The 18,993-nt window shown below is 72.1% G+C and carries 17 protein-coding genes; 8 read left to right on the top strand and 9 right to left on the bottom strand.

The annotated features are described in order from the left end of the window. Positions 1 to 111: 111 nt before the first annotated feature. On the top strand, positions 112 to 771 hold the full coding sequence (locus AS96_RS06990) for a TetR/AcrR family transcriptional regulator (RefSeq protein ID WP_036287443.1): 660 nt from the start codon (positions 112 to 114) through the stop codon (positions 769 to 771). A 6-nt stretch (positions 772 to 777) separates the two neighbouring features. Here AS96_RS06990 and AS96_RS06985 read toward each other — a convergent pair whose 3' ends face one another. After that, positions 778 to 1,755 carry an o-succinylbenzoate synthase gene (locus AS96_RS06985; protein ID WP_036287441.1) on the bottom strand — a complete coding sequence of 326 codons (978 nt, stop codon included), beginning with the start codon at positions 1,753 to 1,755 and terminating at the stop codon, positions 778 to 780. A 54-nt stretch (positions 1,756 to 1,809) separates the two neighbouring features. Between AS96_RS06985 and AS96_RS06980 the strand changes: the two genes are divergently transcribed. Beyond that, positions 1,810 to 5,544, top strand: coding sequence for a homocysteine S-methyltransferase family protein (locus tag AS96_RS06980; protein ID WP_036287438.1), 3,735 nt, complete (start codon positions 1,810 to 1,812; stop codon positions 5,542 to 5,544). 24 nt (positions 5,545 to 5,568) lie between these two features. Here AS96_RS06980 and AS96_RS06975 read toward each other — a convergent pair whose 3' ends face one another. The 6 genes from AS96_RS06975 to AS96_RS06950 all read right to left on the bottom strand — a co-directional run bounded on the left by AS96_RS06975 (position 5,569) and on the right by AS96_RS06950 (position 11,013). Beyond that, positions 5,569 to 6,132: a hypothetical protein gene (locus AS96_RS06975; protein WP_036287436.1), complete on the bottom strand. Its 564-nt coding sequence runs from the start codon at positions 6,130 to 6,132 to the stop codon at positions 5,569 to 5,571. A 74-nt stretch (positions 6,133 to 6,206) separates the two neighbouring features. Further along, positions 6,207 to 6,470 carry a hypothetical protein gene (locus tag AS96_RS15680; protein ID WP_231477149.1) on the bottom strand — a complete coding sequence of 88 codons (264 nt, stop codon included), beginning with the start codon at positions 6,468 to 6,470 and terminating at the stop codon, positions 6,207 to 6,209. 25 nt (positions 6,471 to 6,495) lie between these two features. After that, positions 6,496 to 7,047, bottom strand: a complete 552-nt coding sequence (locus AS96_RS15960; protein WP_197017273.1) for a VOC family protein — start codon at positions 7,045 to 7,047, stop codon at positions 6,496 to 6,498. Further along, entirely contained in the window at positions 7,047 to 7,532 is a 486-nt protein-coding gene (locus AS96_RS06960) for a GNAT family N-acetyltransferase (RefSeq protein ID WP_197017272.1), read from the bottom strand. The genes AS96_RS15960 and AS96_RS06960 overlap by 1 nt, the downstream gene beginning before the upstream one ends. Further along, complete coding sequence (locus AS96_RS06955; RefSeq protein WP_036287432.1) at positions 7,529 to 10,432, bottom strand: ATP-binding cassette domain-containing protein; 2,904 nt, start codon at positions 10,430 to 10,432, stop codon at positions 7,529 to 7,531. Before AS96_RS06955 ends, AS96_RS06960 begins: the two co-directional genes overlap by 4 nt. Positions 10,433 to 10,476: 44 nt before the next feature. Beyond that, a complete protein-coding gene (locus tag AS96_RS06950; RefSeq protein WP_036287430.1) occupies positions 10,477 to 11,013 on the bottom strand; it encodes a hypothetical protein in 537 nt (178 codons plus the stop codon). A gap of 68 nt (positions 11,014 to 11,081) precedes the next feature. Between AS96_RS06950 and AS96_RS06945 the strand changes: the two genes are divergently transcribed. From AS96_RS06945 to AS96_RS06935, 3 genes are read left to right on the top strand one after another with little or no spacing between them, the layout of a single operon-like run. After that, on the top strand, positions 11,082 to 11,993 hold the full coding sequence (locus AS96_RS06945; RefSeq protein ID WP_036287428.1) for a 1,4-dihydroxy-2-naphthoyl-CoA synthase: 912 nt from the start codon (positions 11,082 to 11,084) through the stop codon (positions 11,991 to 11,993). Positions 11,994 to 12,010: 17 nt separating this feature from the next. Then, complete coding sequence (locus AS96_RS06940; RefSeq protein ID WP_036287426.1) at positions 12,011 to 13,171, top strand: AMP-binding protein; 1,161 nt, start codon at positions 12,011 to 12,013, stop codon at positions 13,169 to 13,171. Positions 13,172 to 13,226: 55 nt separating this feature from the next. Beyond that, positions 13,227 to 14,210, top strand: a complete 984-nt coding sequence (locus tag AS96_RS06935; protein ID WP_036287423.1) for a 1,4-dihydroxy-2-naphthoate polyprenyltransferase — start codon at positions 13,227 to 13,229, stop codon at positions 14,208 to 14,210. A 30-nt stretch (positions 14,211 to 14,240) separates the two neighbouring features. Here AS96_RS06935 and AS96_RS06930 read toward each other — a convergent pair whose 3' ends face one another. Then, positions 14,241 to 14,519: a DUF4229 domain-containing protein gene (locus AS96_RS06930; protein WP_036287421.1), complete on the bottom strand. Its 279-nt coding sequence runs from the start codon at positions 14,517 to 14,519 to the stop codon at positions 14,241 to 14,243. A gap of 75 nt (positions 14,520 to 14,594) precedes the next feature. Here AS96_RS06930 and AS96_RS06925 point away from each other — a divergent pair, with 75 nt between their 5' ends. Genes AS96_RS06925 through AS96_RS06915 form a run of 3 tightly spaced genes read left to right on the top strand, consistent with a single transcriptional unit; the run spans position 14,595 to position 17,714 of the window. Beyond that, positions 14,595 to 15,002: a PLD nuclease N-terminal domain-containing protein gene (locus AS96_RS06925; RefSeq protein WP_036287418.1), complete on the top strand. Its 408-nt coding sequence runs from the start codon at positions 14,595 to 14,597 to the stop codon at positions 15,000 to 15,002. Position 15,003: 1 nt separating this feature from the next. Further along, complete coding sequence (gene menD / locus AS96_RS06920; RefSeq protein WP_036287414.1) at positions 15,004 to 16,809, top strand: 2-succinyl-5-enolpyruvyl-6-hydroxy-3-cyclohexene-1-carboxylic-acid synthase; 1,806 nt, start codon at positions 15,004 to 15,006, stop codon at positions 16,807 to 16,809. A gap of 41 nt (positions 16,810 to 16,850) precedes the next feature. Then, entirely contained in the window at positions 16,851 to 17,714 is an 864-nt protein-coding gene (locus AS96_RS06915; RefSeq protein ID WP_036287411.1) for a polyphosphate kinase 2 family protein, read from the top strand. Positions 17,715 to 17,727: 13 nt separating this feature from the next. Here AS96_RS06915 and AS96_RS06910 read toward each other — a convergent pair whose 3' ends face one another. Beyond that, on the bottom strand, positions 17,728 to 18,990 hold the full coding sequence (locus AS96_RS06910; RefSeq protein WP_036287408.1) for an isochorismate synthase: 1,263 nt from the start codon (positions 18,988 to 18,990) through the stop codon (positions 17,728 to 17,730). Between the last annotated feature and the right edge of the window lie 3 nt (positions 18,991 to 18,993).

Raw genomic sequence — 18,993 nt, 5'->3', positions numbered from 1 at the left:
CGATACACAGATGTATCCTAAGAGCAGGGATTCGCGCAATCCTGAGCACTCGATGTGAACTGAGACGCGATAACGACGGCGGCGGCGCCGTCGTCGAGGGAGGGAGGAACCGTGACCGACATTGCCGACCGCACTGATGCCGGCCGCCCGCCCAGCCAACGCCGGGAGCAGACCCGCGCTCGCCTGCTGGATGCCGCCCACGAGGTCTTCTCGGAGGTCGGCATGGACGCCGCCTCCGTGGAGGCGATCTGCGAACGGGCCGGCTTCACGCGCGGCGCGTTCTACTCGAACTTCGAGTCCAAAGATGAGCTGTTCCTGGCGCTCGTCACGCGCCTGTCCGACGCCAAGCTGGACGCGGTGGAGAGCCGGGTGCAGCGCCTCTCACCCGATGGCCAGATCGACATCTCCGATCTCGTCGGTCACCTCGGAGCGCCCTTCGGTGAGGAGATGGACCCCCACCTGCTGACCGAGATCCGCGCCCAGGCTCTGCGCGATGAGCGTCTGGCCGACGCTTTCCTCACGCTGCAGCGACGCGTACTCGAGCGGATCGAGGGCTTTCTCCAGCACATCGTCGCCACCTACGGGCTCACGCTCCGGATGCCGATCCCCGATGCGGCGCGCGTGCTTCTGGACGTCTCGAATGAGACCTGCACGACGGCCACCCTGGAGGGCAAGTCCTCCGGTCGCATCACGGACGACCTTCGTCGCCGTATCGAAGCCCTCGTGCCGGCGATCGTCGCCGACGGCGGCGCCGCGGTCTTCCGCTCCTAAACGCTCCTAGATCAGCGCGGCGCAGCGCTCGAGGCGTTCGAGCCACCAGGTGCGACGATCGGGGGATGCCGCGTGGCGGGCCAGAAGCGCGGCATCCGGTGTCACACGCCCGAGCGGCAGGCTGCCGTCGACGGGCCGCAGCGGTGCGCGCGTGACGTCGGCGGCGAGCAGCGATGCCGTACCGAGGCCGCAGTCGTAGGGCAGTTCAGGGAGCGCGGCCGCCAAGGTCACACCCATCGCTAGGCCGATGCTCGTGTCGAGGGCGCTGGAGACGACCGCGGGAAGGCCCGCGTCGGCGACGATCGACAGGGCGCGCGCGACCCCGCCGAGCGGCTGCGCCTTGACGACGAGCAGGTCGGCGGCGCCCCGGCGCGCAACGTCGAGGGGGTCCGCCGCCTTGCGCACCGATTCGTCGGCGGCGATGGGCAGGTCCCAGTCGGCGAGGCGCTCGCGCAGCTCGGCGAGCTCGGCGACCGACGCGCAGGGCTGCTCGAGGTACTCCAGGTCGAACCCGGCGAGGGCGTGGGCGGCATGTTCGGCCTCATCGACGTTCCAGCCGCCGTTCGCGTCGACTCGCACGCGACCCTCGGGACCCATCGCCGCCCGCACCGCGCGCACCCGCGCGACATCGTCGGCGAGCGTCTGCCCGCGCTCGGCGACCTTGACCTTCGCGGTGCGGCAGCCGTCGAAGCGGGCGAGCAGCGCAGGCACGTCCGCCGCCGCCACGGCGGGGACGGTCGCGTTCACCGGAACTCGATCGCGCACCGGCTCGGGCTGGCGCTGCCAGCCGTAGTCGATCGCGGCCGCCAGCCAGACAGCGGCTTCCGCGTCGTCGTACTCGAGGAACGGCGAGAACTCCGTCCATCCTTCGGGGCCTTCGACCAGCACGGCCTCGCGGTGCTCGACACCGCGGAAGCGCGTGACGAGGGGGAGTGAGACCACGTGCGCCGTGGCGAGGAGATCGGCGACGCGGGGCAGACTCATGCCCCTATCCTGCCGCGCTGCGCCGGTGCCGGACAGCCGTGGGACAATCGGGCGGTGACCGCCTCCCTCGCGCCCACCGGCCGCTTCGCGCTCGACATCGACGGGGTGCCCCGCACCGCCCGCGCGCAGGCGCTGCTGGACGCCCTGTCGGAGCGGGTCGTCATCGCCGACGGTGCGATGGGAACCATGCTGCAGCGCCACGATCTGCAGATCGACACGGACTTTCAGGGCCTCGAGGGCTGCAATGAGATCCTCAACGTCACACGTCCCGATGTGGTCGGTGCGATCCACGACGCCTACTTCGCCGTCGGCGTGGATGCCGTGGAGACCAACACGTTCGGCGCGAACTGGTCGAACCTGTCCGACTACGGCATCGACGACCGCATCACGGAGCTCGCTGCCGCCGGGGCACGGATCGCCCGCGAGCGTGCGGAGGCGGCGGAAGCGGCCGACGGGAGGATGCGCTGGGTGCTCGGGTCGATCGGGCCCGGGACGAAGCTGCCGAGCCTCGGCCACACCACCTACGCCCATCTGAAGGAGACGTTCGCGCTGCAGGCCGAGGGCCTCATCGACGGCGGCGCCGACGCGTTCCTGGTCGAGACGAGCCAGGACCTGCTGCAGACCAAAGCCGCGATCAACGGCTGCAAGCAGGCGATCGTGGCCCGCGGCATCCGGCTGCCGATCTTCGTCGAGGTGACCGTCGAGACCACGGGCACCATGCTCATGGGCTCGGAGATCGGGGCGGCGCTCACGGCGCTGGAGCCACTGGGCGTCGACGCGATCGGCCTGAACTGTGCGACGGGACCGGCCGAGATGAGCGAGCACCTGCGCCACCTCTCGAAGCACTCGTCCGTGACGATCGCGTGCATGCCCAACGCCGGGCTGCCGGTGCTGACCGCCGACGGCGCCCACTATCCCTTGACGCCGGCGGAGCTCGCGACCGCGCACGAGCAGTTCGTCCGCGAGTTCGGGATCGGCCTCATCGGCGGATGCTGCGGCACGACGCCCGAGCACCTGGCCGCCGTCGTGGAGCGGGTCGGCCATCTCCCCGTGGCGACCCGCACCCCTGACCGCGAGACACCGCCGGGGCACCGAGACACCGAGAGTGCACCGGTGTCTCGGCGCGAGAACGGTGTCTCGCTGACACCGGCGATCGAGACGGAGCCCGGCGTCGCGTCGCTGTATCAGCACGTGCCGTTCCGGCAGGATGCCAGCTACCTCGCGATCGGGGAGCGGACCAACGCGAACGGGTCGAAGGCTTTCCGCGAAGCGATGCTCGAGGCTCGGTGGGACGACTGCGTCGAGATCGCACGCCGGCAGATCCGCGTCGGTGCGCACCTGCTCGACGTGTGCGTCGACTACGTCGGCCGCGACGGCGTTGCGGACATCCGCGAGGTCGTGTCGCGGTTCGCCTCGGCATCCACTCTTCCTCTTGTGATCGACTCGACCGAGCCGGCCGTCATCCAGGCGGGCCTCGAGCTGATCGGCGGCCGGCCCGTTGTCAACTCGGTGAACTACGAGGACGGCGACGGCGCGGCATCCCGCTTCGGGCGCATCATGCCGCTCGTCAAGGAGCACGGCACCGCGGTCATCGCCCTGACGATCGACGAACAGGGGCAGGCGCGAACGGCCGAAGACAAGCTGCGCATCGCGTCGCGCCTCGTCGACGAGCTGGTCGGCGCGTGGGGGATGCGCGTCGAGGACATCATCGTCGACTGCCTCACCTTCCCGATCGCGACCGGCCAGGAGGAGACCCGTCGCGACGCGATCGAGACGATCGAGGCGATCCGCGGGCTGGTCGCGAAATACCCGGGCATCAACACGACGCTCGGCGTCTCGAACGTCTCGTTCGGGCTCAACCCCGCCGCCCGCTCGGTGCTCAACTCGGTGTTCCTGCACGAGGCGACGCAGGCGGGGCTGACCAGCGGCATCATCGACGCCGCGAAGATCGTGCCGCTGGCCTCTCTCCCCGACGAGCAGCGGAAGGTCGCGCTCGACCTCGTCTGGGACCGGCGCGAATGGGATGCCGACGGCACCCTCACCTACGACCCGCTCGCGACGATGCTCGACCTGTTCGCCGGGGTCGACACGGCGGCCCTGCGCGATCAGCGGGCCGCGGAGCTCGCGGCCCTGCCGGTCGGCGAGCGACTGGAACGCCGGATCATCGACGGCGAGCTGAAGGGTCTCGAGGCCGATCTCGATCTGGCGCGCGCGGGCGGCCCGGACGCGGCCCCGCTCACGCCGCTGCAGATCATCAACGACCACCTCCTGGAGGGCATGAAGGTCGTCGGCGAACGGTTCGGGTCGGGTCAGATGCAGCTGCCGTTCGTGCTGCAGTCCGCCGAGGTCATGAAGACCGCGGTGGCCTTGCTCGAGCCGCACATGGAGAAGACCGACGAGGCCGGCAAGGGCACGATCGTGCTGGCGACCGTGCGCGGCGACGTGCACGACATCGGCAAGAACCTCGTCGACATCATCCTCACCAACAACGGCTACACCGTCATCAACCTCGGCATCAAGCAGCCGATCGCCGACATCATCGCCGCCGTCGAGGAACACAATGCCGACGTCATCGGCATGAGCGGCCTGCTCGTGAAGTCTACCGTCGTGATGAAGGAGAACCTCGAGGAGCTCATGGCCCGAGGCCTCGGCTCGAGGTGGCCGGTGATCCTCGGCGGCGCGGCTCTCACCCGCGCATACGTCGAGCAGGACCTCGCCGAATTGTTCGAGGGCGAAGTGCGCTACGCGAAGGATGCGTTCGAGGGGCTCGCCCTCATGGAGCCGCTCGTGCGGATCGCGCGCGGCGAAGCACCGGATGCCGTCGGCCTGCCGCCGCTGAAGAAGCGCATCCATGCCGCGGGGTCGCGTCTGACCCTCACCGAGCCCGAGGCGATGCCAGCGCGGTCGGACGTGGCATCCGACAATCCCGTGCCCGCCCCGCCGTTTTGGGGAACCCGCATCGTCCGCGGCATCGCGCTCGCCGACTACGCCGCGTTCCTCGACGAGCGGGCGACCTTCATGGGGCAGTGGGGGCTGAAGCCCGGCCGCGGCGAGGGCGGACTGTCATATGAGCAGCTCGTCGAGACCGAGGGCCGGCCGCGCCTGCGGTACTGGCGCGACCGCATCCTCGCCGAGCGCATGCTCGACGCCTCGGTCGCCTACGGGTACTTCCCGGTCGTCTCCGAAGGCGATGACATCGTGGTGCTGCACCACGGGGATGACCCGACCGGTGCGCTCGGTGTGCCGGGGCTGCTCGCACCCGACGGCGGCTCGGGCGGCCCGCTCGGAGCCGACCGGCTGCGCTTCCACTTTCCACGCCAGCGCCGCGACCGGCACCTGAACCTCGCCGACTTCGTGCGCGCGCGCGAGTCGGGCCAGGTCGACGTCCTGCCCGTGCAGCTCGTGACCGCCGGCGGGGCGATCGACGCCGTGACCGCGAAGATGTTCGCCGAAGACCGCTACCGCGACTACTACGAGCTCAACGGCCTGGTCATGCAGCTGACCGAGGCGCTCGCCGAGTTCTGGCACGCCCGCATCCGCGCCGAGCTCGGCTTCGCCGCGGAGGACCCCACCGACACCGCCGGTCTGTTCACGCTCGACTACCGCGGCGCGCGGTTCTCGCTCGGCTACCCGGCGTGCCCCGACATGGAGGACCGCCGCAAGGTCGTCGAGCTGCTGCGTCCGGAGCGGATGGGCGTCGAGCTCAGCGAAGAGCTGCAGCTGCACCCCGAGCAGTCCACCGACGCGTTCGTCTTCCACCACCCCGAAGCGAAGTACTTCTCGGTCTGAACGGGCCGCGGCATCCGTCGGTGCTCAGATCGGCGGTAGGGCGGCGACGTGGGCCGAGATGCGGCGGAAAACCGCCTGATGAGCGGCGTACGAGGCGCGCCAATCGCCCGGGATCAGCAGGCCGTGGTCGGCGTCGGCGATCTCGGTGACGGCAGCTCGTGTGCCGGCGATGAGGTCTCGGCGCCACGCGGCATCCGCGGTTCCCGCCACGACGAGATGATCCTCGGATGCCGCACCCAGCGCATCCGCGACGACGTCGTGACGCACCGACGGGGTGAGCCAGACACCCGGGATGCCGGCGGCGATCGCGAGCGGTGCGGCGAAGGTGCCCAGCGACTTGGCGACGACGAGATCGGGGACGCCGTCGAGCACTGCCGTCACCTCTGCCCAGGCTCCGTGGAGGAACACCGCCGGATCTTCGGCCGCGGCATCCGTCCACTCGACGGCGTAGACGTCCCACCCCTCCTCGGCGAGCAGCAATCCGCTCCAGGAGAGCAGGGGCGCCTGCGCCGTGTATCCGCGCCCGGGCAGCAGGGCGGCTCTGCGCGCGCCATCCATGGCCGGGGTGAGGCGGTGCAGGACGACCATGCCGCGATGCTAGCGGCTGGCGCCGGCGACGCGTTGCCGGCGCCGACGGCGAAGCCGGGGATGAGGGCCAGGCGTCAGCCGACGCGAGCGCCGCACATGCCGCACACGCCCGTGGCGGGAACCTGTACGAAGCAGTCGGGGCAGAGCACGGTCTCGCGCTCGGGGATGATCGGGGCGGGTGCCTTGCGCGGCGCATCAGAACCGGCGGCAGCCCGCGTGCGGCGAGCGCGTTCGGGCGCCGCCGCGGCGGCCGGAGCCATTTTCGCGGCCGGCTTGTGATCGGCGCAGTAGAAGCGCACGAAACCGGCGGGGTTGGTCGGATGCCGGTGCTTCACCACCCACAATGCCTCGCGCGGCCACGGCTCACTCGTGGGACCGCAGCCGGAGCATCGCGTGGCATCGCCGGGCACGGCCTCGGCTGCGGCGACGGGCAGCTCGAAGGGGAGGGCATCGCGCCAGTCCGAGGAGTTCCTGATCTGCACGATTCGTCCTTCCGGCGGCATCCTCGGGTGGATCACGCCGTGCCCCATTCTCCCACGCCGCGTGGACGCCCGTCCCCGCCTCACCGGCCGCGACGACGCAGAAGCGGTTGCCTTCGGGGTCCTCCATGATGACGTAGTCGGCATCCGGCGGTTGCGTGTCCCCGTGCACCCGACGGGCCCCGAGCGCTTCGAGTCGGCGCACCTCGGCATCCTGATCATCCGCGTAGAGATCGAGATGAATGCGCGGCGGCAGCACGCGCGGAGTCGCGACGGCGTCGAGCGACACGTTGACGCCGTCGCCGTCGCGCGGATGCAGCAGTGCGAAGTCGTCGCCGACGGGCTCGCGCGCCGCATAGTCGAGTGCCGCCGTCCAGAAGGCGATCTCTCGCGCCAGATCATCGACGCGGATCACCACCGACCCGACGGTGAGCATCAGTCGCGGCCTCCGTTGCGCGCTGTGGTCGTCAAAGCCTCGGCCGGGTCGCCCAGGGGTTCCAGGAGGCAGTCGTAGCGCTGCCGCGCCGGCCAGCGCGGGTCGTCGGGCGCGTCGGAGACGACGAAGCCGAGGCGACGGTAGAAGTCCACGGCGTCGTCATCGGTGCTCGCATACAGGGGTCGCGTCGGGTCGGCGCGGCGCGCGGCATCCACGAGACGAGAGCCGAGCCCCGTTCCGCGTGCCTCGTGTGCGACGGCGATGTAGTGCAGCTCCGCGCGATCTTCGCCGTGCGTGTCGGCACCGAACGCGGCGAAGCCGAGCACGCTGCCGTCGACCGTCCCGACCACGGTCATCGTGGGCAGCTCGACGTCGCGAATGCGGATGAGGGCGTCGGTGTCGAGATCCGCAGCCTCCCCGAGCAGGGCGAGGAATCCGTCTGTGTCGATCTCCTCGGCCTTCAAACGCCGCACCGTTGCTGTCACGATTCGACTGTAGCGAGAGCACTCCGAGGGCGTGCGCCGGGGCCGTGTGGTGACGCGGCTGCCACCGGCTTCGCCCGGCGCAGCGATCGCAGCACGGTGCGACCGACGAGACAGATGCCGATGATGGTGGTGAGCGCGCGCACCGTGTCCCAGCTGAGGGTCGAGGTCACGAGCGAGTAGACGAGGAAGGTGCCCAGATTCTGCGGCAGTGGCGCCCCCGGAACATACGAGATCGATGTTCCGGCGCCGACGGCGAACGGCCAGAACCACATGTTCATGATCAGCCCGAACGCGTACGCGGCGGCGGCGCCGTAGCCCACGAGCATCGCGATCTCCGCCCCACCGCGCACGCGCCGCGGCAGGAGCCCCGCGCCGGCCGCGACCCACGCGCAGGCGAACATCTGGAACGGCAGCCACGGCCCGACGCCTCCCCACAGCAACGCCGACAGCCCCACGGATGCCGCACCCAGCAGCAGCCCGAAACGGGCGCCGTAGGCGCGGCCGGCGAGGATGAGGAGCACGAACAGTGCCTCCACGCCGCCGACGCCGGTGCTCGCGATGCGGACGGCTGCGCCGATGGCGGCGAGCACCGCCAGCAGCGCCAGCGTCTGGGCGGAGCGGACCGTCGTGTCGAGCGCCGCGAGCACCGTGAGCACGGCCAGGGGAGCGAGGGCCAGCGCGATCGGACCGATGGCGGCCTGCGCCTGTGCGGGGAGGGCGGTCGCGGCGAGCGGCCACAGGAACGCGGCGGCGGCGACGACGTTCGCCGTGACCAGCGCGACGGTCAGCGCGGGGCGTGGCCGCGGTGCCCGGGCGGTGGTCTGCGCTCGTGTGTTCCGAACTCCTCCGATCTCGTCCGGCTCGACGGTCGTCGCCGCCTCCGAGGGCGGCGTGCTCGCGGAGTGGAGGAGTTCGGTGCGCGGCCGATGCGTCGCGCCGCGGTCTTCACCCGGCGCGGTGGCGGGGGCGGTGGCGGTGGGGGAGAGGCGACCGGCATCCATGCCGAGCACGCGGTCGGCGCGGGAGATGACCGCGGCGTCGTGGGTCGCGACCAGCACGGCGGTCCCGGCATCCGCGACGCGTGCGAGGGCGGCATCGACCATCCGCCGTGCGTCGGGGTCGAGTCCGCGGGTCGGCTCGTCGACCAGCAGCACGGAGGGGCGCGTCGCGGTCTGGATCGCGAGAGCCAGGCATCGCCGCTCGCCGGCGGACAGGTCGCGCGGATGCCGACGCCCCAGCTCTCCGTCCTCGTCGCCGCGTCCGAGCAGCGCGGCGACGCGCGTGAGGGTCGTTCCCACCGACATGTGCGCGCGCCGGTCGGCTCGTCGGCAGTCGGCGGCGACCGTGTCGCGCACGAACAGCGCGTCGGCGTCGTCGGGCACCAGCCGCACGTCGCGAGCGTGCGCGCCCGTGGCGAGGGCGACCAGAAGGCTCGACTTGCCGGCTCCGTTGGGCCCGACCAGCGCCACCACCTCGCCCGGGTGTAGCGTCACGGCGACATCGTCGACGGCCAGGCGCTGCCCGTAGCGGACGGTCACCCGCGTCGAGAGCGCCGGTTCACAACTCCGGAGATCCGCTACGGTCGCGGCCCGCGACGGCCCTTCGGCGGGGAGGGGAGGCGGAAAATCCGGAGTTGTGAACGGCGCGGGTCGGGTGGTGACGGTCGCGGGCGTCGCTGCGGATGCCGCGGTGAGATGCAGCCACACGTCGGCAACGCCGGCGAGCTCGGCGCCGCGGTGTTCGGCGACGACGACGCACATGCCGGCCTCGTGTGCCAGCGCGCCCAGCAGCGTCACGATCCGGGAGCGCGCGGTGCGGTCGAGGTCGGCGAGGGGTTCATCCACGAGCAGCAGCACCGGCTGCTCGATGATGGCGGCGGCGATGGCGACGAGCGTCGCCTGGCCGGCCGAGAGCTCCCGCAGCGGCCGGTCGAGCAGTCCGGCGACACCCGCCCGCCCGGCGACGTCGCGAACACGCTCGTCGACGAGCACGCGGGCGAGCCCGCGCAGCTCCAGCGCCAGCCCGATCTCATCGCGTACGTTCGTCGTCACGAACCCGACGCGGGGGTTCTGCAGCACCACGCCGACGAGCCGCGACAGGTCGCGCGGCGGCGTGTGGACGCGGTCGTGTCCCGCGATCTGCAGGACGCCGTCGAGCCACCCGCCGTCCAGGTGGGTGTGCAGCCCGCTCAGGGCGCGCAGCAGCGTGGTCTTACCCGATCCGGTGGCGCCGGTGATCACCGTCAGCGAGCCGGCGCGGATGCCGTCGCCGGCCCGATCCGCCCCGACGCTCCACCCGTCGAGGGACACGACCGCGTCGCCGGCGAAGCCGAGGGTGAGAGGTGCGAGGGCGACCGGGCGGCGGCAGTCGCCCTCGAGCCCGCGACCGGCGTAGCCGCGCAACTCCAGCGACGCTCCGACGGCGGTGGCCCGCTCGATCGTCGCCTCGAGCAGCGGCGCCAGCGCGCGGATGCCCGCGCCGAACCCGCGCTCGCCGCGCAGGCGTTGCGCGCGCCGGGCCGTGCGTGCCGCGGCGGCGAGCGACGGAAGCGTGGCCCACGCGATCGACAGCGCCCGCGCGAGCCCCTGGAAGGGACCGCGCCGTGCCCCGCGCGCGAGCAGTCGCGGCAGATCGAGCAGTGCGCTGAGCACCCCGAAGGCGATGATCGTCAGCGCGATCGGCATCGCGCCGACGACGGCCGACGCCAGCCCGTCGGCCGTGACCGGGCCGAACATCTGGACGTGGGCGAGAGGCGGCGCGAGCCGCCACACCGGCAGCGGCAGCAGCACCGTGCCGCTGCCGTCCACGCCGTGGAAGAGCACCCGGTACACGACCCGGACCGCCACGAAGCCGACCGCCAGCGCGAGGGCGGCGCGCAGGGGACCGGGGCGGAAGCTCACGCGCCGAGATTACGCGCGTCGGCAGCGATCAGCGGCGGTCGCGTTCACGCCGCCGGTGAGGCGGGGACACCGTCGAGGGTGAAGAGCAGCTCGACGCTCTCACCCGGTTGCGCCGTCAGCGTCGACAGGCCCTCCTGCGCATAGTCCCAGGTGCCGCCGTCGGTCTTGGTCCACAGAGCCCAGTACGCGAAGGCCGCGGGCATCGATTCGCACTTCTCGATGTACGCGGGGTCCTTCGTCGAGCCGACCGGCTCGGATGCCGAGGGCAGCCCGTTGACGCGGCAGATGACCTGGTCGCCGTACTGCTTCGTGCCCTCGATGGTCGTGCCGACGTACGTCAGCGCGTTCGAGATCGTCACGGGACCCGTCCCGATGATGCACCAGGTCTCGGACGAGCCGCCCTTGAGTGCCGACGAATCGACCGTCAGCGTGACACCCTCCGATCCGGTGCAGGCGGTGCTGGTCGGAGTCGGTGTGGGCGTGGGCGATGAGCCAGCACCACCGGTCGACGCACAGGCGGACAGGCCGAGCGCGAGGGTGCCGGCGGCGAGCAGGGTCAGGATGCGGGGAGTCGACGTCACCGCTCCAGCGTAGGGGAGCGGCAGGTGCGTCCCGGCCGGATCACGGCCCCCGCGCGTAGGCTGGGCGGGTGACCGACTCCTTCGTCTCCGAGCTGTTCGATCCCGCGGAGTGGATGCTCGCTGCGGGTGCGGACGCGTACACCGACATCACGGCGCACGTCTCGCGCGACGGTCGCATCGCGCGCATCGCGTTCGACCGTCCCGAGGTGCGAAACGCCTTCCGCCCGCACACCGTCGACGAGCTCTACCGCGCCCTCGACATCGCCCGCCAGGACCCGCGCATCGGGGTCGTGCTGCTGACGGGCAACGGTCCGAGCCCGAAGGACGGCGGCTGGGCGTTCTGCTCGGGTGGCGACCAGCGCATCCGCGGTCGCGATGGCTACACGTACGCCGCCGACGACGCGACCGCTCCCGACCCGGCACGCGCCGGTCGCCTCCACATCCTCGAGGTGCAGCGCCTCATCCGTTTCATGCCGAAGGTCGTCATCGCGGTGATCCCGGGGTGGGCCGCGGGCGGAGGGCACTCGCTGCACATCGTGTGCGACCTGTCGATCGCGAGCGCCGAGCACGGCCGTTTCAAGCAGACGGATGCCGATGTCGGATCGTTCGACGCGGGTTACGGCTCGGCGTACATGGCCCGCCAGGTCGGCCAGAAGATCGCCCGTGAGGTGTTCTTCCTCGCCGAGGAGTACTCGGCCGCCCGTGCCTACGAGATGGGTGCGGTCAATCGCGTCGTGCCGCATGCGGAACTCGAGCGCGAGGCGGTCGCGATGGCGCGGACGATCCTCGGCAAGTCGCCGACGGCGATCCGCATGCTGAAGTTCGCGTTCAACGCGATCGATGACGGGATGGTGGGTCAGCAGGTGTTCGCGGGGGAGGCGACCCGACTCGCGTACGGCACCGACGAAGCCGTCGAAGGCCGCGATGCCTTTCTACAGAAGCGCGATCCCGACTGGTCGCCGTACCCGTACCACTACTGACCTCCCCGGAGACGAACGTGCGCCTGGAGAGGGTCGACGCGACGGATGCCCGCGCGGTGCTGCGCGGTCTGCGCTCGGCGGTGCTCGGCGCCGGGCCCGCGATCGCGCTCGGCGGAGAGGACGACCTGCCTCGGGAGGTGCCGGCCGGGACGGCGGTGGTGGTCACCACGTCCGGTTCCAGCGGCTACCCGAAGGCCGTCGCGCTCAGCCGGTCGGCGCTGACGGCGTCGGCGATGGCGACGGCCGCGCGCATCGGCAGCGGATCGTGGCTGCTCGCGCTGGCTCCCGGCTACATCGCCGGTGTGCAGGTGCTGGTGCGCGCGCTCGTCGCAGGCAACGAGCCTGCTGTCGTCGCGGGACCGTTTCGTACCGCGTCGTTCGTGGCGGCGGCATCCTCGATGGCGTCCAGTCGCGGGGGCGAGCGGGTGCCGACGTTCACCTCGCTCGTCCCCGCACAGCTGCAGACGCTTCTCGACGAGCCCGCCGGATGCCGCGCGCTCGCCGGCTTCGCGGCGGTGCTCGTGGGTGGGCAGGCCCTGCCGCCGGCGCTCGCCGCGCGCGCGAACGAGGCCGGCATCCGTATCGTGCGCACGTACGGATCGAGTGAGACGGCCGGCGGCTGCGTGTACGACGGCATCCCGCTCGACGGCGTGGGCGTGCGCATCGTCGACGGGGAGGTGCACGTGTCGGGGCCGACACTCGCGGACGGCTACCTCGGCGAGCCGGAGCGCACCTCCGCCGCGTTCGTGCGCGACGACGCGGGTGTGCGCTGGTACCGCACCGGCGACGCCGGTCGCTTCGACGGTCGGCTGACGGTCACCGGCCGCCGCGACAACGTCATCGTGTCGGGTGGAGTCAACGTCTCGCTCGACCGTGTCGAGCGGATCGTCCGCACCCTGCCCGGATTCGTCGACGCGGTCGTGGTGCCGGTCGCCGACGAGCGCTGGGGTGAGGCGTCGATCGTCGTCGCGGTCGGCGCCTCATCGTCGGATGCACCGGTCGATGCCGACCTGCCGGCCGTCCGCGACCTCGTCGGCGATGAGCTCGGCGCCCCGGCGCGGCCGCGTGCCATCCTTCGGGTGCCGCGACTGCCGACGCTCCCCAGCGGTAAGCCCGACCGGGCCGCCCTCACGGCGCTCGCGCGCACGTGGGCGGAGAGCTCCGGCGACAGCCGCTGATGCGGGCCGCCGGCGTCACAGCGGATCTATGCCCATCCGGGCATAGGATTCTGGCGTGGCAGGCAGCACCCGGAAGAAGAAGTCGCGCGCGGCGCATCACGCGAAGCAGAAGCCGCGCGGCAATCCGCAGCGCGCGCGTGTGTCGGGCGATCCCGCGCACGTGACACGGGCCACCGCGCGCGACTGGATCGGCGCCGCGCGCCTACGGACGCTCCCGCTCGCCGTCGCGCCCGTGGTCATCGGCACGGGGGCGGCTCGTCTCGACGGGACGCCGCTGCGCTGGGTGCTGGCCCTGTGCTGCCTGGTCGTGGCGGTGGCGATTCAGATCGGCGTCAACTACGCGAACGACTACAGCGACGGCATCCGCGGCACGGACGACCATCGGGTCGGTCCCGCCCGACTCACCGCCTCGCGCCGGGCGAAGCCGCGCACGGTGCTCACGGTCGCCCTCGTCTTCTTCGCGATCGCCGCGGCAGCGGGCTCGGCCATCATCGTCCGCACCGGCTACTGGTGGATGGCGCTCATCGGCGCCGCCTGCCTGGTCGCCGCGTGGTTCTACACCGGCGGCAAGCGTCCCTACGGCTACGCGGGACTGGGCGAGCTGTTCGTCTTCGTGTTCTTCGGTCTCGTCGCCACGGTGGGTACCACGTTCGTGCAGATCGGCACGGTGCCGCAGGAGAGCTGGTTCGGCGCCGTGATCGCCGGCCTGCTGGCCTGCGCCGTGCTGCTGGCGAACAACCTTCGGGACATCGATCAGGACCGTCTCGCCGGCAAGCGCACCCTCACCGTGCGCATCGGTCGGCGCGCCACGCAAGTGCTGTTCACGGTGCTCGTCGTCATCGCCTTCGCCCTCGTCGCCATCCTCGCGGTGTTCTACCCGCTGGCATGGCTGGCGATGCTCGCGCTGATCCCCGCGGCGTGCGCCGTGCTGATCGTCTGGACGTACCGCGCACCGCGCGAGCTGGTCGTCGCGCTGGGGCTGACCTCGCTGACCTCGCTGGCCCTGTCGCTGCTGCTCTACTGGGCCTTCACCGGCTGAGCACACGCCCTCGCGGGGCGGCCGAGGAGCTCACTCCGAGGGCGTCGAGGTGACCTGGTCGGCCGCGGCATCCTCGGCGTCCTCGTCGCGGTCGCGACGGGTGCGGCGCCGCGCGGCGAGACCGGCGGTCAGATCGTCGAGCGGGCGGCGCAGGAAGAGCACCGAGAGGCTGAGCCCGATGAGCGCGGCGAAGATCGCCGACAGCCAGTAGTACTCGCGCATGATCGGGAAGAGCATCATGATCGCGAACGGCACGACGAACACCAGCAGACGAAGGACGGTGTAGACGAGGGCCGAACGGACACGCATACGTCCAGCCTACGCGCGCGGCGTCGCGCCGCCGACCTCGGATCTCGCAGTGTTCGCGCCGCCTAAGATGGAAGGGTGGTGCGCATTCTGCTGCCTCTGGCGCTGTTGCTGATCGCCTTCTGGGTGTACAGCATCGTCGACTGCGCCCTGCAGCCGCCCACGCGTCACCGCGGCGTCAGCAAGCCGCTGTGGATCGTCATCGTCGTGCTGCTTCCGGTCATCGGCGGCCTGATGTGGTTCGTGGTCGGTCGCGGCCGAGCGCGGCCCCAGAACGCTTTCCGCGCACCCGACGACAACCCCGACTTCCTCGGGAGCCTGCGCAGCGTCTCGATCGCTGATCAGGACGAGCGCATCCGTCGCCTCGAAGAGGAGCTCGCCGCCCTCGACGCCGAGGGGCCCGATCCCGACCGCGGCCCGCGGCCGCATCCGCCGGTGAGCGGCGACGACGACCCGGACGAGCACCGTCGCGGCAGCGTCGCCTGACATGGACGACAGCGCTCTCGCCGGTCGTGCACCGGCGACGGATGCCGCGGCCGCCCTGCTCGGACGCCTGGCGGAACTCGGGGTCGCCCACATCGTCGTCAGCCCCGGCTCGCGCTCTCAGGCGCTTGCCCTGGTCGCCGCCGAGCTGGAGAGTCGCGGCGACGTACGCGTGCACGTGCGCATCGACGAACGCGTCGCCGGTTTCACCGCGCTCGGCATCGGCCGCGAGTCCGGCATGCCCGCCGCCGTCGTGTGCACCTCCGGCACCGCGGTCGCGAATCTGCTGCCCGCGGCTCTCGAAGCGCATCACGCCGGCGTGCCCCTGCTGCTGCTCACGGCCGACCGTCCTCCCGAGCTGCGCGGCGTCGGCGCCAATCAGACGACGCGCCAGCCCGGAATGTTCGCGCCGAACATGCGTCTGGAAGAAGACCTGCCCGTGCCCGACGCGCTCGATGCGGACGGTACCGGCGAGCAGTCGATGATACTCCGCCGGGTCGCGGAGGACGCGGTCGCGGCCGCCCTCGGCGCGGGCACGAGGCAGGCCGGACCGGTGCACCTCAACCTGCCGCTGCGTGAGCCCCTCGCCGGTGTGCTGCCGTCGTGGCTGGGCACTACCGAGCTCGACCTTCCCGCACCCGCGCTCGGCCCCGACGTCGCCGGCGACGAGCTGAGCGCGACCGAGCCGTCGGGAGCGCTCTACCAGGGCGGCGGCGGCATCGGCGAGGCGAACCATCCCGCCGACCCGGAGGTCGATCCGCACGTGCTGGTGCGTGGCCCCCGCACCGTGGTGATCGCCGGGGCCGATGCCGGCCCCGCTGCCGAGGCGCTCGCGCACGCGGGCGGCTGGCCGCTGATCGCCGAGATCGTCAGCGGCGCCCGCTTCGGCCGTAACGTCGTCCACGGCTACCGCGGGCTGCTGCGCGACCCGGAGCTCGGCGGCCGCATCGAGCGCGCCGTCGTCTTCGGCCATCCGACGCTCACGCGCGAGGTCACGGCGCTGCTGTCGCGTGCCGAGGTCGAGGTGCTCGCCGTGCGCGGGCCGGGAGAGCCCCTGAACCTCAACGGCGTCTCGGCATCCGTCGACGCCGTCGTGGCCGCCGTCGGCGACATGGACCGCGACTGGTTCGGCGCCTGGATGCGGGCCTCGCGCGCGGCGGCCGTCGATCTCGCCCCGCCGGCTCCGGATGCCGCCGCGCTGTCGTCCGCGGTGCCGGCCGAACGCCTCGGCGCCATCGCGTCCGAGCTCGCCGTCGCGCGCGCCCGGATCGACCGCGCGGGACTCGTCGATGCCGTGTGGCGGGCGACCTGGCCGCACGACCGCCTGTTCTTCGCTTCGTCGCGCCTCGTGCGTGTGGCTGACGGCGTGCTCGCCGGCAAGAAGGTGCCGGTCCACGCCAACCGCGGTCTCGCCGGCATCGACGGCACCATCGCAACCGGCATGGGGATCGCGATCGCGAGCCAGGCCGGCGGCGACGTCGGCGTGACCCGCGTGCTGACCGGAGATCTCGCGTTCCTCTACGACGTGGGGGCGCTCTTGCTGCCGGTCGGCGAGACGGCGCCGCGGCTGCAGGTCGTCGTCGGCAACGACGGCGGGGGCACGATCTTCGACGGCCTCGAGGTCGCCGAGATCGCCGGGCCCGACGCCATGCAACGCGTGCTCTACACGCCGCAGGACGTGGATCTGGCCCCGCTGGCCGCCGCGTACGGCTGGGAGTACGTGCGCGTCGCCACGCGCGCCGAGCTCGACCAGGCCCTCACCGCCCGCGTCGTCGGGCGACAGATCATCGAAGTCGCCCTCGCGCGCTGAACGTCCTGGCCCTCTCCGCCTGCCCGCGCCATGATGTGGGGATGACCGCGAAAAGCCAGAAGAACTGGAACGCCGATCCCGCCGACCTCCTGCGCGCCGACCCGGGTTTCCGTCTCGCCGACCTCGATCCGGCATCCACTCCGGGCTACGACGGCGACAAAGACCAGGGGCAGAGCGACCTCGAGGCGGGTGCGGACGAGCTCGATGAGCTGCAGGAGCGCCTCTACGCGCAGAGCCGTGTCGAAGAGGGCGCTCCGGCAGTGCTGCTGGTGCTGCAGGCGATGGACTCCGCGGGCAAGGGCGGCATCGTCCGCCACGTGGTCGGATCGGTCGATCCGCAGGGCGTCGCGCTCGCCGCGTTCAAGAAGCCGACGCCCGAGGAGCTCGCGCACGACTTCCTGTGGCGCATCGAGAAGCGTGTGCCCGCACCCGGCTTCATCGGGGTGTTCGACCGGTCGCACTACGAGGACGTCCTCATCGGCCGGGTGCGGGCGTTCGCGCCTGCCGACGAGATCGAGCGCCGCTACGACGCCATCGTCGCCTTCGAGAAGGGGCTCGTCGATCGCGGCATCCGCATCGTCAAAGTGATGCTGCACATCTCCGCCGACGAGCAGAAGAGCCGGCTGGGGGAGCGGCTGGAGCGGCCCGACAAGCACTGGAAGTACAACCCCGGTGACGTCGATGAGCGCCGCCTGTGGCACGAGTACATGGCGGCCTACCAGACGGTGTTCGAGCGCACCTCGACGCCCGAAGCCCCGTGGTTCGTCGTGCCCGCGAACCGCAAGTGGTACGCGCGTCTGGCCGTCCAGGCGCTCCTGCTGGATGCCCTCGAAGACATCGATCCGCACTGGCCCGCCGCCGACTTCGACGTCGCGGCCGAGAAGAAACGCCTCGCCGACAGCTGACCCCGGGCGCGCCCTACGCCAGGGCGTCGACGATCGGGCGGAACTTCACGCGGGTCTCGAGCATCTCGGCCTCGGGGTCGCTGCCGGCGACGATCCCGGCGCCGGCGTGCGCGCGGAACGGGATGCCGTCGGCATCCGCCGCCGCGAGATCGAACTGGGCCCCGCGCAGCGCGATCGCCCACTCGCCATCGCCGTTCGCGTCGACCCACCCGACGGGTCCGGCGTAGCGGCCACGGTCGAACGGCTCGATGCGACGGATCGCGGCCAGGGCGGCGGCCGTCGGCGTTCCCGCGACGGCCGCCGTCGGGTGCAGCACCCCCAGCAGGTCGAGGGCGGAGGTCTCGGGGGCGGTCGTGGCCTCCACATCGGTCGCGAGGTGCCAGACGTTCGGCAGCGCGAGAGTGAACGGCTGCTCCGCGGCCGCCAGCGCGCTCGCGTGCGGCGAGAGGGCGTCGACGAGACTGCGCACGGCGTACTGGTGCTCGGCGAGGTCCTTGGCGCTCGTCGCCAGGCGCAGCGCCGCCTCGCGATCGGCATCCGGTCCCGACCCCCGCGCGACGGTGCCGGCCAGCACGCGCGCGGTCACCTGGCCGCCCGAGACGGTGACGAGCGTTTCGGGGCTCGCGCCGATGAGCCCGTGCACGGCGTAGACCCACGTGTCGGGGTACGCGGAGGCGAGCGAGCGTGCGAGTCGGCGCAGGTCGGCGCCGGCGGGAACCGTGCCGGCCAGCTCCCGAGCGAGCACGACCTTGCTGACCTCTCCGGCGGCGATGGCGGCGAGCCCGGCACGGACCGCATCCTGATAGCCCTCCGGAGTCAGCGCGCCGGGTCCCACCGCGGCCGACCAGTGCGGGCCGTAGCCGATCGCGCGGGGCTCGTCGGGCTCGGGGGCGCCGTCGTCGGGCAGCACCCAGCTCACCCAGGTGCGGCCGTCGCGCGTGCCGATCGTCATCCGCGGCACCGTCAGCACCGCGGTCGCGGCCGACTGCACGTCGAACGGCAACGCGCCGAAGGCGATCAGGCCGCTGCCGGAAACGCCGACGTGGTCGTCCACCGTCGCCGCCGCCGCAACCGCGCGCCAGCGGTCGGCGAGGGTCGCGGCATCCGCCGCCGGCACCTCCATGCGCAGCGCCGAGCCGACGCCCACGAGCCACGATCCCCGTCGCGCCCACACCAGGGGGTTGGCCGGGTCGGCGTATTCGAGCAGGTCGTCGATCGCGGCGATCTCCCGGCTCACGATGCGCAGGCGGGGTGGCAAGAGCGGCGCGGAACTCACCCG

It is taken from the genome of Microbacterium sp. MRS-1, assembly GCF_000585455.1.
Lineage (GTDB): Bacteria > Actinomycetota > Actinomycetes > Actinomycetales > Microbacteriaceae > Microbacterium > Microbacterium laevaniformans.
This window is presented reverse-complemented; position numbering and strand designations above follow the sequence as displayed.

Coding starts and splice junctions, on each gene's coding strand:
- AS96_RS06985 (WP_036287441.1), bottom strand. CDS start 1,755: ATGAGTCTGCCCCGCGTCGCCGATCTCCTCGCCACGGCGCACGTGGTC.
- AS96_RS06975 (WP_036287436.1), bottom strand. CDS start 6,132: ATGGTCGTCCTGCACCGCCTCACCCCGGCCATGGATGGCGCGCGCAGA.
- AS96_RS15960 (WP_197017273.1), bottom strand. CDS start 7,047: ATGCTCACCGTCGGGTCGGTGGTGATCCGCGTCGATGATCTGGCGCGA.
- AS96_RS06930 (WP_036287421.1), bottom strand. CDS start 14,519: ATGCGTGTCCGTTCGGCCCTCGTCTACACCGTCCTTCGTCTGCTGGTG.
- menD (WP_036287414.1), top strand. CDS start 15,004: ATGGACGACAGCGCTCTCGCCGGTCGTGCACCGGCGACGGATGCCGCG.
- AS96_RS06915 (WP_036287411.1), top strand. CDS start 16,851: ATGACCGCGAAAAGCCAGAAGAACTGGAACGCCGATCCCGCCGACCTC.